The following is a 14,112-nucleotide window of genomic DNA, read 5'->3' as shown; positions in this document are numbered from 1 at the left end:
CTTTTACTTCTCGATGACAGCGAGCAGGTCGCGAGCGGACAGCAGGAGGTACTCCTGGCCGTCGTACTTCAGCTCGGTGCCGCCGTACTTGGAGAAGATGACGGTGTCACCCTCGTTAACGCCGACCGGGACAACCTCGCCCTTGTCGTTGGTGCGGCCCGGGCCGACGGCTACGACGGTGGCCTCCTGCGGCTTCTCCTTCGCGGAGTCCGGGATAACCAGACCGGACGCGGTGGTGGTCTCAGCTTCAACGATCTGGACGAGGACCTTGTCCTCCAGCGGCTTGATGTTTGCCATGATGATTTCCTCCAAAGTGTTCCTAGTGCACGTCCACGTGGACGTGCGTGTGCCGGTTGTGGGTAGCCCAGCACAGCCGTCGTCGCGGGTGAACAACTGTGGGTCAAAACAACCTGCCTAGCACTCTACCCGCGCGACTGCTAGCCCTCAACGTTGTGGGCCGCTAACCCGTTCGCCCTCCGCGAACGCCACTTCAAGCACGAGAAATGTCTCCTGCAAGCAGGCCGGTCTTCCCACCACGCCGCCTACCGCGGCGCCCCGCCAGGATGATGCTCTCACGCGCGCGAGAGTTATCACGATTCCCGCCGCTGCCTGGAATCTTGTGAGATCCAAAACTACAAAAGACGCTCGGGCCCATTCGGGCCGTCGCGTCCTTGAGTACTTGACGGGTGCGCGAGCGCGCGCACAGTCTTCTTGCCGAATCTAAGCCAGCCTGCGGGTTTAGGGGCGTCCTGCAGGATTGAGGCAGCCTGCGGGTTTAGGGGCTGCCTGTCAGATCTAGACCTGCCTATCAGAGTTGATGACGGCCGCGCGCCAGAGGTTGTACTCCTCCGGGTTGTCCTCGCGGTAGTTCTTCACCGCGCGGATGCCGTGCTCCACGGCTTCGACGACTTCGTCGATGTTCTTATCGTCACCGTCGGCAGCGACAAAGATGACCGGTCCGCAGATGGAGCGGATTGGGTCCTGCAGGAAAGCGGAGTTGCCGGTAGCCGCAGCGTTGCGGGCTAAGGAGGCCACCGGGTTCGGGTCGGCGTCGTCAGCCTTCGCGTTCGGGTTAAACAACGCCGCGTAGGTCTGGCCATCATCCTGGAAGGCCACGGAAACGCGATCCTCGGTGGTACCACCGAGGAATTGATTTGCCTGTTCGAGCTCAAACTCGATGATGCGGCGGGACAGATCAGGGTTAACGAGGAATCCAGTGGTCATAACGGTGTGAGCTCCTTATGTGTGAGCCGGACGATTATCGGTCATCACACTACCGGCACCCTGGGGGTTGCGCATCCGCTAGAGCGCACCCCCAAGTACGCCTCCGCTAGAGCGCGGCCGTGACCGGCGTCCTCAATCTCGACGACACAGAGCGCGGTACGAATCTGCTAGCGCGCGGCGGCGACGAGGGGGACTTCCACCTCAAGCTGCGTATCCGTCCCGCATGCCAGGCCGGAAGGCTCGGCGCCTTCGTGAATGAGCTGGGCGGCCACCGCCGCAATCATCACGCCGTTGTCGGTGCATAGCTTGAAGCGCGGCACACGCAACTCAATGCCCGCAGACTCGCAGCGCTTTGCCGCCAGTGCGCGCAGCCGCGAATTCGCTGCTACTCCGCCGCCGAGCAGCAGCACCTTGGCGCCTGTGTCCTGGCAGGCGCGCACAGCTTTGGCAGTCAGCACATCTGCCACCGCTTCCTGGAAGGAGGCGCAGAGATCCTCAACCTGAACAGTCGAGCCTTCTCGCTCGGCCTTTTCCACGTGGCGCGCCACCGCAGTCTTGAGCCCTGAGAAAGAGAAATTGTGGCGGTTGGGCCCGCGCAGGTCCTCAGCCTTGGACAAACCCCGCGGCAGGTCGATGGTGGGCTTTCCTTGGGCAGCCAGCTTATCGATGATCGGCCCTCCCGGATACCCCAAGCCCAGCAGACGGGAGACTTTGTCGTAGGCTTCGCCGGCGGCGTCGTCAAGCGTGGTGCCCAACTCCTTCATGGGTTTGCCCACGGCTTCCACCTCGAGCAGCTGCGTGTGGCCGCCGGAGACGAGCAGTGCCACCGAATGCGGCAGCTCCTCGCCCTCCAGGTTCGCCACCGCGACGTGACCGCCGAGGTGGTTGACGCCGTAGAAGGGCACGCCCCACGCGGAAGCAAAAGCCTTGGCTGCCGACGCTCCGACGAGGAGCGCGCCGGCTAGGCCCGGGCCCACGGTGGCGGCCACCGCATCTGGCTTCTCGACGCCCGCTTCCTCCAACGCCGCCTTCATCACCTGTGGCATGGCCTCGAGGTGGGCGCGGGAGGCAATCTCCGGAACCACGCCGCCGAAGCGCGCGTGCTGCTCCATGGAGGAGGCGACGACGTCGGCGCGGATCTCCATGTGGCCGTTATCAGACAGCTCGATGATGCCCACGCCGGTTTCGTCGCAGGAGGACTCGATGCCGAGGATTAACATCTTTCACTCTTTCGTGGTCGATACATGGTGTGGGCGTCCGCACCGGAGGGTTGATAGTAATTGCGGCGCAGGCCGTTGATGACAAAATCATAGGCCTCGTAGAGGCGGATGGCCGGATCGTTGCCTACGCGCACTTCGAGGAAGATGGGCGCGTCGTGGGAATCTGCACGTTCGACGATGGCGTCCATCATCAGCCGCGCGATGCCCTGCCGTTGGGCCGCGGGGTCGACGCCGATGGTGCGGATTTCGTACTCCGGCCAAGCAGCGGGGCCCATGCGGCCCACGCCGGCGTAGCCGAGAACTTCCGAGTGGTTGTCGTTGTGGCCCACGCGGTTGACGCTTGCGTCAACCGCCCAGTACGTGGTGTGGCCCGCCGCGATTTCCTGCTCGAAGGCTCGCGCCGGCCATGGGCTTTCGCCGGGGAAAAGGACCTTCTCTAACTCGGCACAGCGCGGTGCGTCCGCGGACGCTAATGGCCGCAGCCTCATGATGCCGGTATCTCCTCGATGCCGCCGACCAAGGCAGCCGAGCGCGGCTTGGCCTGTGGTTCCACGGCATCGGGACGGCGAAGGTAGAGCGGGACAAGCGGCTCAGGTTCAGCGGACAGATCGGCGCAGGCAACCAAACCCGCTGCGCGCGGGGTAGCCCACTCACGGGGAAGGTCAGCGATGCCCTCCGGCAAACGCGGGGCAATAGACTCGGGGAACACTAGGCGCACGCTTTCCGGGCTCGCGAGTCCGGCGGCGCTCAGATCAAGGGTTTCCGGCTTCGATACGTTTGGGCCGCTGCGACGCTCCCCATCGGCAAAGGTGGCCCAGTAGACCTCTTTGCGGCGGGCGTCGATGGCCACCAACCACTCCCCCGCGCGGCCGTGCGCGATGGCGTCCAGAGTGCACACACCATGGACCGGCAGATCAAGGGCCACTCCCAGGGCGGAAGCGGTAGCCATGCCTACGCGCAGACCGGTAAACGGCCCGGGCCCCATGCCCACGACGATGACGGAGAGATCTGGGTAGGTCAGGGAGGCGTCGGCAAGCAGCTCTTCGATAGTAGGGATGAGCTGCTCGTTGTGGGCGCGCGTACCGCTGATAACACGGTCGATGCTCTCCCCGGTGTCGGTATCAACGATGCCCGTGACCAGATCCGTGGTGGCGGTATCGAGTGCGAGAACCTTCATTAGCCTGCGAGGTGCCAGTCGGTCTCAACGTAGTCAGGGTTGTTCTTCCCCAATTTCTCCACGTATTCCGGGGTATCGCGCATAAACTGCAGCGGCTGTCCCTGCTGGAACGGCAACAGCGGCGGGATATTCTGGCTAGCAGCTTCCGGTGTCTTCAGCTGCTGCAGGAAACCATCACAGAGGTCCACCTTCGCGCGCGGCAGCTTCTCCGCCTTGAATTCGTTGTACTGCGAGACCAGCAGCATGTAGTTCACGTCATCAGGCACAGCCCCATCGACGAAGTCGATATTCAGGTTTCCCGTCTCCACTCCGCGCTCCTTGAGCTGCTCTTCGGTGATACCCGGGCAGACGGCTGCGGCCGCACTCCACTCTGGGCCGTACACATCCTGCGGGATGAACATAGCGAAGTCCAGATTCTTCGGGTAGGCGCTCAGGGACTGAGCAACGGTTGAGGGCTCCTTCGACTCCGCGTCCGCCGTCCGGACCATCGGCAGCACGATGAGCGCGGCAAGGAATACGGCGAAGCCGCCGATAACGACAGTGGTGATGAATTGACCAAGCTTGTTCATAAAGGTGGTGTTAGCTCCTCACGCGGGGATAGCGGGAATAAACAGTACGGGGATATCCTACGCGACGACTATCAAACAATAATCAAGGCCAAGACCTGGCACATGAGAATCTTGCCGATCATCGTCGTGGGATACACGGTGGCATAGCCGCGCTCTGCCAGCTGAGTACCGGTCTGGGGGTTGAGGTAGGCCATGATCGCCGGGTTCGTGGTCATACCCGCGGCGATGCCCATCGACTCATCAAACTTCAGGCGCAGCACCAGCATGGATACCGCGACGATGCCGATGGCGGAGACCAGCGACAGCACCATGCCCACACCGATGTACTTCAGGGAGGTCGGATCCGACAGCGCATCACGGAACTGGCCGCCTGCCGACGTACCCACGCCCGCCAAGAACAAGGTCAAGCCCAGCGTGGAGATTGTCTGCTTGGCGTGGAAAGGAAGCTGCCAGTTAATCGGGCCCGAGCGGCCCAGCGCGCCCAGGATGAGGCCGACGACGATGGGGCCGCCACCGAAGCCGAAGGAGAGCGTCGTGCCACCCGGCAACGGAATCGGGATAGCGCCGAAGAGCAGACCAATGAAGAGACCGAGGGCAAAGGGGAAGAGATCAACGTTGCCGAGTTTGGCTTCGGAGTCGCCGAGGAAACGGCGGACGTCGTCAAGCCTGCCCGGCGCGGTGATAACGCGCACGCGGTCCGAGTAATGCAGGACGGTTTCCTCGTTCGGTACAACGTCCGAGTCACCGCGGCGCACGCGCGCGATGAGGAAGCCTTCCTTCACAGTGTCCAAGTCCTTGAGCTGATAGCCCGCAACACGTGGGCTGGACACGGTCAGGCGGCGGTAGACCAGGCCATCTTCCTCGTGGAGGTTGAGGTGGATCTCCTCACCCAATTGGGAAATCGCGCTATCCAGCGCTGGGGCCGTGCCGTTGAGCAAAAGCTCCATGCCGGCGCGCAGCGGCAGCTCCGGGTAGGCCAGGTTGTGGTTGTGGGGATTGTTGACGTGGCGGGTAGCGATGACGCGCTCGCCAGTCACCTCCTGCAGCTGACCTACCGTTGCGTCAAAGTCGCGGGTCAGGCGCACCGCCCGCCACTCCAGTGGCTCCGCAATCATGCCCTCGGCGCGGGCGTCCTCAACGTGGTTCACACGCAGGACTTTCGCACCGATGGCGGCCACCAGGATGGTTCCGATGATGCAGCCTGGGTAGGCCAAGGAATAGCCCACCACCGGGGTACTGTCACCGCCCAAAGCCTCGACGACCGCTGCCATACCCGGCGTCGAGCTCAGCGAACCTGCAAGGGTACCCACGCTGATTGCGGGGTCCAGATCAAAGAGGCGCATCGCCAGGGTTGTCAGCCCCGCCAGAATGAAGAAGAAGACGATGACCACCATGGACATCTTCCAGCCGCGCCGGCGGAAATCTTCGAAGAAGCTACGGCCGAAGTTCAGGCCGATGACGTAAACGAAGATGGCCAGGCCAAATTGGTACACGAACGCCGGGACCACGATGTCCGGGTTCGCTGCGGACAAGCCCAAGGCCACGAACATCGCAGCCGCGGCGCCGAGCGAGATGCCGAAGACATTGATCTTGCCCACGGCCAGTCCCACCGCCATGATGAGAAAGAGCGTCAGCAAGGGCTGTTCAGCAAGAAAAGCCAGCACGTTAATTCACCCATTTCCATGTAAATACGCGGACATCATCGTCCGAGTCGCGGTTAATTGTGATAGCGAGGTACGCATCAGACAGGCGCTCCATGAAGCCCCCACCCCACTCGGCAACGACCACGGCGTCCTCTATTTCGGTGTCCAAGTCTAGACTGTCGAGCTCCCCCAACGGATCATCCGAATGATCGAGCAGGCGGTAGGCATCCACGTGCACCAACGTCGGCCCGCCCACGCGGGAAGGGTGCTCGCGGGCGATGACGAAGGTCGGTGAGGTCACCCGCCCCTTCACCTGCATCCCGCGGGCAATGCCCTGCGTAAAGGTGGTTTTCCCGGCGCCTAAGGGGCCGTCGAGGATAACTAGGTCTCCTGCTTCCAGCGCCGCGCCTAGCTCTTCACCAAATGCCTGGGCATCCTCTGGCGTGGCGGCCTCACGGCGTCCTTCGTGTGGAAAATCACTGCGCATCGCTAGCTCCTTCGCGGTATGTACGCTCGGTGCGCCCGGTGGGGCGGCACACCACTTCATAGTTGATGGTCCCGGCTGTCTCGGCTAATTCTGTAGCGCTCATACCGCCGCGCCCGAAGATAACGGCAGTGTCTCCGGCGCGCACGCCGTGAGGGTTCGCGCCGAGGTCGACGACGATCTGGTCCATGCAGACCCGCCCCACCTGCGGGTAGAGCTCGCCGCCAATGCCTACCTGCAGCGCCCCCTGAAAGGCGCGCGGTAGGCCATCGGCATAGCCCACGCTGACGGTGGCGAGCTCGCGGTCGCTATCCGCGGTCCAGGTCAGGCCATAACACGTGGACTCCCCCGCCGAAATCGGCTTCACTGCGACGACGGAAGCCTCCCACGTCATGGCGGGTTCCAGCCCATGGTCGCGCCCGGCGACCGGTTCGAGCCCATACAGGGCCACACCGACGCGCACCTGTTCACAACGCGCCGAGGGGCGAGTCAAGGCCGCGGGCGAGTTAGCCAGGTGGTTCAGCGGGCACTCCAGCCCCACCTCACGGGCAAGCGTTAGGGCCTGGCGGAACTCAGATTCCTGATGATCATTGTGCGGGTGCGCCGGCTCATCAGCGCAGGCGAAGTGGGACATGAGGCCTAGGACGGTGATGTGGGGGGCGTCGGCAAGCAGGCGGAAGGTCTCCTCCCACGCATGCTTGTCGACGCCCGATCGGTGCATCCCCGTTTCCACCATCACGAAGACTTCGGTGGGAGTCTCAGCAGCAATGAGTGCTTGGGCGTGCGCCAGCGAAGGGATGCCGATCTGGATACCAGCGGCGAGGGCCGGGGCGATGTCCTCTGTTGGCTCCCACAGCCAAGCAGCGATGGGGAGGGTGTCAATGACCTTCCGCAGTGCGACAGCCTCGGCCAAGGTGGCCACCCCGAAGGCGTCTGCCCCAGCCTTCGCCATGACCGGTGCGCAGCGCTCGATGCCGTGGCCATAGGCATCCGCCTTGACCACGCACATGAGGCGGGCCGGGGCCACCGCCTCCTTCACGCGAGCAACATTGTGGGCAATAGCGTTGAGGTCAACGGTGGTTTTTAACATACCCACCATTGTGCCACTTGAGGGCTCAGCGCTATTCGACGGTCACGGACTTCGCCAGATTGCGCGGCTGGTCCACGTCATAGCCCTTGGCGGTGGCTACACCGCAGGCGAAAATCTGCAGCGGAACGGTAGCCAGCAGCGGCTGCATCAGCGTCGGCGCCTGCGGGATGCGGATGATGTGGTTGGCGTAGGCCTCGACTGCCTCGTCGCCCTCTTCCGCGATGACGATGGTGATAGCACCACGGGCGCGGATCTCCTGGATATTGGAGACAACCTTGGCATGCAGGGAATCGCGGCCACGCGGGGAAGGCACGATGACGAAGACCGGCTGCCCTTCCTCGATGAGCGCGATGGGGCCGTGCTTGAGCTCACCGGCGGCGAAGCCCTCCGCATGCAGGTAGGCAATCTCCTTGAGCTTGAGCGCGCCCTCCAGCGCGACAGGGAAGCCGACGTGGCGGCCTAGGAAAAGCACCGACTTGGCGTTCTCCATAGCGTTGGCTAGGTCGTAGACCTGCTGCTCGTTGTCGATGATTGCCTGGACCTTATCCGGCATGCCACGCAGGTCTTCGAGGACCGAGTTGACCTCATCGGAGAACATGTTGCCGCGCAGGCGCGCCAGGTAGAGGCCTAGCAGGTAGGTCGCGGTGATCTGCGCCAGGAAGGCCTTGGTGGAGGCCACGGCGATCTCCGGGCCGGCGTGGGTGTAGAGGGCGGCGTCGGACTCGCGCGGAATGGAGGAACCCTGGGTGTTGCAGATGGCAATCACCTTGGCGCCCTGCTGGCGGGCGTGGCGCACGGCCATGAGGGTATCCATGGTCTCGCCCGACTGGGACAGGGCCACGACCAGGGTCTTTTCGTTGACGATCGGATCGCGGTAGCGGAATTCGTGAGCCAGCTCCACCTCACACGGGATGCGGCACCAGTGCTCGATGGCGTAGCGCGCGACGTGTCCGGCATAAGCGGCGGTGCCGCAGGCGATGACAATGATCTTATCGATGGACTTGAGCACCGACTCCTCGATGCGGATCTCATCAAGGATCAGGTTGCCAGTCTCGTCGAGGCGGCCCAGCAACGTATCGCGCACGGCTGCTGGCTGGTCGTGGATTTCCTTCTCCATGAAGGAGTTGAAGCCACCCTTTTCGGCAGCAGCGGCATCCCACTTGATCTCGAAAGGCTTGCCCTGGGCGGGGTTGCCCTCATAGTCAGTGATTTCGATGTCATCCGCGGTGATGGTCACGACCTGGTCATTGTCCATCTCCACGGCAGACTTGGTGTAGTCGATGAAGCCGGAGACGTCCGAACCCAGGAAGTTCTCCCCCTCACCCAGGCCGATGACCAGCGGCGAATCGCGGCGTGCAGCCACGATGCGATCCGCCTGCTCGGCGTGAATAGCCAAGAGGGTGAACGCACCTTCCAGACGCTTGCCGGTCAGCTGCATAGCCTTGGTGAGGTCACCGCCGGCTTCGTTGTGGAACACATCTGCCAGAAGGGTGGCGGCTACCTCGGTGTCGGTCTCGGAGACGAAGTTATGTCCCTTGCCCTCCAGCTCGCTTTTAAGCTCAGCAAAGTTCTCGATGATGCCGTTGTGCACGACGGCGAGCTTGCCGCCATCCACCACGTGCGGGTGGGCGTTCAGATCGGTCGGGCCACCGTGAGTAGCCCAGCGGGTGTGGCCGATGCCCAGGACGGAATCCTTCAGTGGACGCGCAGCGATTTCGGCTTCCAGCGCAGCGACCTTTCCGGCCTTCTTGCGCCAGCCGATCTCACCATCGGCGTACATTGCGACGCCTGCTGAGTCATAGCCGCGATACTCCAGTCGGCGCAGGCCCTCCAGCACAACGTCTAGGGCGTAATAATCATGGTCTCCAGAAACGGGACCCACATATCCAACAATTCCACACATATTTACTGAGCCTACCTCACCGCTTCACATGCAAATATTTGGGACAGAGCTGCAAAAAGAGGGTGTTCCGGAGCAATCCCGGTCAGCTCAGTAACCAGGCTATTTGTCGCCTCTTCGTTATCTGCGACTTGCTTCAAGCGCTTACGCAACTCCACCGATTCGGGATCTTCAGGTACGTCAAATTCCAATGCTGCCGACACCGCTTCGACGAGAGCCGTGACCTCATGCCCGCGTTCCGCTAGTTCGGCTGCTGGGCCGATGAAACGTTCATTGCGCGAAATCTTACGCAGCGGGGCACGTCCAACGCGGTCGGTAGTATCAGGAAGCTCAGGGTTCTGGAATCGTGTCAGAATTTTCTCTACGTAGTCCTGCTGAACCTGTGGGTCAAAGTCAAACTTTTCAACAATGAGTTGTTTGGTTTCAGCCAGAACCGCAGCGACCTTTCGCTGGATTTCCTCCTGCGATAATGCTTCCGCAATAGTAGAAATTCCTGCTTGTTTTCCGAAGTAGGCAGTCGCAGCATGTCCCGTATTGACAGTGAAAAGCTTGCGAGTGATGTAGGGTGCGAGGTCATCCACCCAAGTGATTCCTGCAATCTCAGGGATTTCGATCCCTGCAGTTTTAAAAGGCCCAGATTCCACCGCCCACTCATGGTAGGTTTCGACAACTACGTCGAGCGCCTCGGCGCCAGTTCGACGCTCTTGGTTCGGCACGATGCGGTCAACTGCTGTGTTGGGGAAAAAAGCAATCTCATCAACGCCCGGGTATGCCTCTCGAATGGCCGCGCTTAGCCCATCCGTAGCGTTGATCGCATTCTCACAAGCCATGACCGCAACCTTGTCTTTGCCTGCTTCTGCTCTACGTTTCAAGCCTTCAGCGATCGAAGGTGCAATAAGTTGTAGAACAGTAGGTCCGACTGCAGTCGTGATGAGATCAGCCTCCACGACCTCTGAGTAAAGTCCTTCAAGGTCCTCAGCGGAGTTGACTCCCGAGAAATTAGTCACGCGTACTTCGCGGGCACCGTTTCCGACCTCATGCACTGTGTACGACTCAAGCTCATTGAGAGAATCAATAAGGGGAGCCGCGACATCCGCAAAGGCTAGTTCGTAACCTGCCTCGTGCAAGATGACGCCGACAAATCCTCGACCAATGTTGCCAGCTCCAAAATGCAGTGCTTTCTTAGTTGTCATTACTTGTTCACCTTCTCAAAAATAGTGAGGATTTCTTCCTTCGTCGCGGCGCTTTCCAACTGCTCCACCGTGTCAGCCTTGCCGAAAATCTTGGCAATTTTGGCGAGTGTCTTGAGGTGAGAACCGTCAGCACCAGCGATACCAACAATGAAGGTAGCGGGCTTGCCGCCCCAGTCTACGGGCTCATCTAGGCGGATGAAGGAAACAGCGGACTTCTTAATGGAGTCCTTAGCTTCATTGGTTCCATGCGGGATAGCGAGGCCGTTTCCCATAAAGGTAGACACGGACTTCTCCCGCTCATGCATCGCGTCTACATAGGCGCGATCAACTGCACCGGCAGAGACGAGCAATGCGCCAGCTTGGTTAATTGCGTCTTCTCGGTCGGATGCGTGTCCATCGAGCACGATTGTGTCTAGGCTGAGAACTTCTTCACCGGCAGACTCAGACGACTCCGATGCGCTTGCCCTCGCCATTTCAGCTTCAGTTGCCGCGGCAGTGGTACCCGATTGCTGTTTGCGGATAAGGTCCACGACTTCGTCGTAGCGAGGTGAAGCCATGAAGTTATCCACGGCAACGTGGATTGCCGAAGGAGTAGCCGGCTTGGCGCGTTCTGCCAAGTCTTGGTGAACTACGACCAACTGATAATCATCTTTGAGATTATTGATCGCCGAGTTGGTTACTGTAACGATATTGCCGAAACCGGCTTCCTTGATCTTGTTTCGAAGCACCGAAGCGCCCATTGCAGAAGAACCCATGCCGGCATCGCACGCAAAGACCACATTCCGGATCTCTGGAGCATCTTCAGCGGACTTCGTCGTCAAAGCACCAGCAACCGACGACTTCTTGCCCTTCATGGCTTCCATATCCGCCGTGGCCTTGTCGAGGTCATCTTCGCCCTTGGTGAACTTCAGAATCGGAGCAGCGATAGCGAACGATACTGCAGTCGATGCAACCACAGCGATAGTCACGCCTAGGTAGGAATCAGAAGCAACCGTTCCGTAGATGGCAAGAATGGACCCCGGTGCCGCCGGAGAACGCAGTCCAACGTCCATGATGGTGTTAATCGCAACGCCTGTCATGCCTCCGCCGATGACAGCAAGAAGCAGCTGCGGGCGCATCAGGACGTAGGGGAAGTAAATCTCGTGGATACCACCGAAGAAGTGAATCAATGCCGCGCCTGGGGCAGTCGCGCGAGCAGAACCAGCACCAAACACCATAAAAGCAAGAAGGATACCAAGGCCAGGGCCTGGGTTTGCTTCCAGCAAGTACAGCACAGATTTACCGGCTTGGGACGCTTGATCAGTAGCAAGCGGAGTGAGCACGCCATGATTAATGGCATTGTTCAGGAAGAACACCTTTGCGGGTTCAATTAATGCGGAGGTCAACCACAACAGGTTATGCGTGATAAGGAACTCAACCGCTCGACCTGCCAAATCCATGATCAGGTTCATCACTGGAGTCAGGAGGTACATGGAGGCGATAGCCCCAGCGAAACCGAAGATGCCCAGGGAGAAATTATTGACGAGCATTTCAAAACCTGGGCGAACCTTGCCATCCCACAGTGACTCAAGCTTCTTGAAAAGCCATGCAGCCAAAGGACCACAAATCATCGCTCCAAGGAACATCGGCGACGCATGACCGTCCTCACCGATCCACTCCGGTGCTGACGTTCCCATAATGACGCCCATCGTGACGATGGCGCCTACAACGCCTCCGCGCACGCCGTGTACAAGCTTGCCGCCGGTGAAAGCGATGAGAATCGGCAACAGGTAGGTCACCATTGGGCCAACCATTGTGTTGATCTTTTCATTCGGGAAGAACCCGTCCGGAATGAAGAGAGCAGTCAAAATGCCCCACGCAATGAAGGCACCGATGTTCGGCATGATCATCGAAGAAAGGAATGTTCCGAACTTTTGGACAGCGACTCGTGCGCCACCCTTGCTTTGTTGCGTCTCAGCCATGCGCATCTTCCTTTACTTGTGACTGTGCGCGCACACTAGGCCCGCGCACAATTGAAGAGTTTCGTTTCTGATCCTATTACCTTGAGTGCTTTTCACATAGCCTAAAAGTTGTTTCTTTCTGCTCCCCGAAGCATAGGGACTCATTGTGACGCGTTGATTCGCCTAAGCAGCGACGCATTCCACCTGTGCGGGCGATCTTTGCTCTATTCTGTAAAGCGTGTCTGCGAATTTGAAGAAGCATCTCGGTACGTTGTCTAAGCGCGGCCCGCACCGCGTTCTCGTCGGGGACCTGTCCTATGCAGGGCTGGAGGGCAAGGTCTACACCCCAGCTGAGGGTAAAGGTCTGCCTGCCGTGGCATTTGCCCACGACTGGACGAAAAGCGTTAAGGACTACCACGCCACCCTGCGCCACTTGGCCAGCTGGGGCATCGTGGTGGTTGCTCCCGATACGGAGACAGGCGTCTTTGCCAAGCACCGCAACTTGGCTGCCGACCTCGAATCGGCGTTGCAGATTGCCGCTGGTGTCCGGTTGGGTGCCGGAAAGATTTCGGTGTCCCCCTCCAAACTAGGTGTCTTTGGGCACGGCATGGGCGGCGGCGTAGCCACCTTGGCCGCCGTGGATAACCCAAAGGTCCGCGCCGTCGCTGCCCTCTACCCCGCCGATACTTCCCCCTCTGCAGTTCAGGCCGCCCACGCTGTTAAGGCCCGCGGGCTCGTTATCGGCGCAGGCCAGGATGATATCTTCCGCGCCGGTAATCCCGCGAAGCTAGCCAACGCCTGGGGCGGCCCGGTGGCCTACCGTGAGGTTGCTAAGGGCACGCAGTCCGGTTTCAGCGAGGATAAATTCTTCAAGTTGGCGCTTGGTTCCGGCTTCTTCCAAGGATCCGCCGTTGAGACAGCCCGCGGCCTAGTCACCGGCTTCTTGCTGTCCACCCTGGCTGGTGAGTCCAAGTATGACGCCTTTGCGGCTGCCGACGCCTCCGCCAAGGGCGTCGAGAGCTTCCTCGGCGAGGACCTCACCAAGCACGCGGGTTTCTAGCGACGGGAAAGGTTTCGACGAGCTAGCACCGCAAGGCGCACGTGTGCTCCGACTAAAGCAGGACGATCGTTTATTCGTCCTGCTTTAGTCTTTTTAAGCGGGGAACTTCAAGGAGAAGCCAGGCGATAAGGCCAATTCCTGGGAGAAGCAGCTGCGCGGCCGTCCACAGCTTTATGTGGGCCATATCTCTGTCGCATTTAATCTCAATGCCAAGCACGACAAAAGCCACCAAGAGGTACAGCATGGGAAGAACTCCCCACAAGACGTCATAAACCCAAGGAATTGTCATGTGGTCTTCCCCCAAACCTTGGTTGATACGTGCAGTGGCTACTCACGCCACAGTAACACCTGGGGCTGCTGGCGCACTGAGGAGTTTCCCGGTTTCCGTGTCACCCGCGCCTGAGCACTGATTGCACTTGGCCGCGCGGGCGGCCTCGCCCCTGCCTTTGGCTTTGGCTGTGCGCTCCGCCCCTAGAAGCAGGGTTCCGCCGCTGCGCCTCTGTAGGCGATTGGGCTTGGGCGGCACGCTGCGCAGACTTTTCCAATTCGTCCTGTGCTTTAGCCATGGCTTTCTCAAATTCCAGCAGCCGTGCGGCTGTGCGCTCGCGGAAT

At 60.5% G+C, this 14,112-nt stretch carries 14 protein-coding genes; 1 reads left to right on the top strand and 13 read right to left on the bottom strand.

Annotated elements, in window-relative coordinates:
* Positions 1-3 precede the first annotated feature (3 nt).
* The 12 genes from groES to QP363_RS03255 all read right to left on the bottom strand — a co-directional run bounded on the left by groES (position 4) and on the right by QP363_RS03255 (position 12,461).
* The gene (gene groES, locus QP363_RS03310) at positions 4-303 is read right to left on the bottom strand and encodes a co-chaperone GroES (protein ID WP_167595557.1); all 300 of its coding nucleotides are present in this window, start codon (positions 301-303) and stop codon (positions 4-6) included.
* A gap of 492 nt (positions 304-795) precedes the next feature.
* Positions 796-1,224: a hypothetical protein gene (locus tag QP363_RS03305; protein ID WP_070644421.1), complete on the bottom strand. Its 429-nt coding sequence runs from the start codon at positions 1,222-1,224 to the stop codon at positions 796-798.
* A 167-nt stretch (positions 1,225-1,391) separates the two neighbouring features.
* Positions 1,392-2,444, bottom strand: coding sequence for a tRNA (adenosine(37)-N6)-threonylcarbamoyltransferase complex transferase subunit TsaD (gene tsaD, locus QP363_RS03300; RefSeq protein WP_070644422.1), 1,053 nt, complete (start codon positions 2,442-2,444; stop codon positions 1,392-1,394).
* Positions 2,438-2,932 (bottom strand): ribosomal protein S18-alanine N-acetyltransferase, encoded by a 495-nt coding sequence (gene rimI / locus QP363_RS03295; RefSeq protein WP_284762752.1) that lies wholly within the window; start codon positions 2,930-2,932, stop codon positions 2,438-2,440. The genes tsaD and rimI overlap by 7 nt, the downstream gene beginning before the upstream one ends.
* Positions 2,929-3,621: a tRNA (adenosine(37)-N6)-threonylcarbamoyltransferase complex dimerization subunit type 1 TsaB gene (gene tsaB, locus QP363_RS03290; protein WP_284762750.1), complete on the bottom strand. Its 693-nt coding sequence runs from the start codon at positions 3,619-3,621 to the stop codon at positions 2,929-2,931. Before tsaB ends, rimI begins: the two co-directional genes overlap by 4 nt.
* Positions 3,621-4,190: a hypothetical protein gene (locus QP363_RS03285; protein WP_070717533.1), complete on the bottom strand. Its 570-nt coding sequence runs from the start codon at positions 4,188-4,190 to the stop codon at positions 3,621-3,623. The genes tsaB and QP363_RS03285 overlap by 1 nt, the downstream gene beginning before the upstream one ends.
* 71 nt (positions 4,191-4,261) lie before the next feature.
* Positions 4,262-5,854 carry an aspartate:alanine exchanger family transporter gene (locus tag QP363_RS03280; protein ID WP_070717530.1) on the bottom strand — a complete coding sequence of 531 codons (1,593 nt, stop codon included), beginning with the start codon at positions 5,852-5,854 and terminating at the stop codon, positions 4,262-4,264.
* A gap of 1 nt (position 5,855) precedes the next feature.
* A complete protein-coding gene (gene tsaE, locus QP363_RS03275; protein WP_070446525.1) occupies positions 5,856-6,320 on the bottom strand; it encodes a tRNA (adenosine(37)-N6)-threonylcarbamoyltransferase complex ATPase subunit type 1 TsaE in 465 nt (154 codons plus the stop codon).
* Positions 6,310-7,407: an alanine racemase gene (alr, locus tag QP363_RS03270; protein ID WP_284762748.1), complete on the bottom strand. Its 1,098-nt coding sequence runs from the start codon at positions 7,405-7,407 to the stop codon at positions 6,310-6,312. Before alr ends, tsaE begins: the two co-directional genes overlap by 11 nt.
* Before the next feature lie 31 nt (positions 7,408-7,438).
* Positions 7,439-9,310 carry a glutamine--fructose-6-phosphate transaminase (isomerizing) gene (gene glmS, locus QP363_RS03265; RefSeq protein ID WP_216380184.1) on the bottom strand — a complete coding sequence of 624 codons (1,872 nt, stop codon included), beginning with the start codon at positions 9,308-9,310 and terminating at the stop codon, positions 7,439-7,441.
* Positions 9,311-9,321: 11 nt separating this feature from the next.
* On the bottom strand, positions 9,322-10,500 hold the full coding sequence (locus tag QP363_RS03260; protein WP_144656571.1) for a mannitol-1-phosphate 5-dehydrogenase: 1,179 nt from the start codon (positions 10,498-10,500) through the stop codon (positions 9,322-9,324).
* Entirely contained in the window at positions 10,500-12,461 is a 1,962-nt protein-coding gene (locus QP363_RS03255) for a PTS mannitol transporter subunit IICBA (RefSeq protein ID WP_210385992.1), read from the bottom strand. The genes QP363_RS03260 and QP363_RS03255 overlap by 1 nt, the downstream gene beginning before the upstream one ends.
* 217 nt (positions 12,462-12,678) lie before the next feature.
* Between QP363_RS03255 and QP363_RS03250 the strand changes: the two genes are divergently transcribed.
* The gene (locus QP363_RS03250; protein ID WP_284762747.1) at positions 12,679-13,500 is read left to right on the top strand and encodes a dienelactone hydrolase family protein; all 822 of its coding nucleotides are present in this window, start codon (positions 12,679-12,681) and stop codon (positions 13,498-13,500) included.
* Positions 13,501-13,570: 70 nt separating this feature from the next.
* Here the strand turns inward: QP363_RS03250 and QP363_RS03245 are convergent, their stop codons facing one another.
* Positions 13,571-13,789, bottom strand: a complete 219-nt coding sequence (locus QP363_RS03245) for a hypothetical protein (protein ID WP_070730467.1) — start codon at positions 13,787-13,789, stop codon at positions 13,571-13,573.
* Between the last annotated feature and the right edge of the window lie 323 nt (positions 13,790-14,112).

The organism is Corynebacterium sp. UMB6689 (assembly GCF_030215295.1).
Classification (GTDB): domain Bacteria; phylum Actinomycetota; class Actinomycetes; order Mycobacteriales; family Mycobacteriaceae; genus Corynebacterium; species Corynebacterium aurimucosum.
The sequence above is the reverse complement of the archived record's forward strand: the minus strand, read 5'-3'. Positions and strand labels throughout refer to the sequence as shown.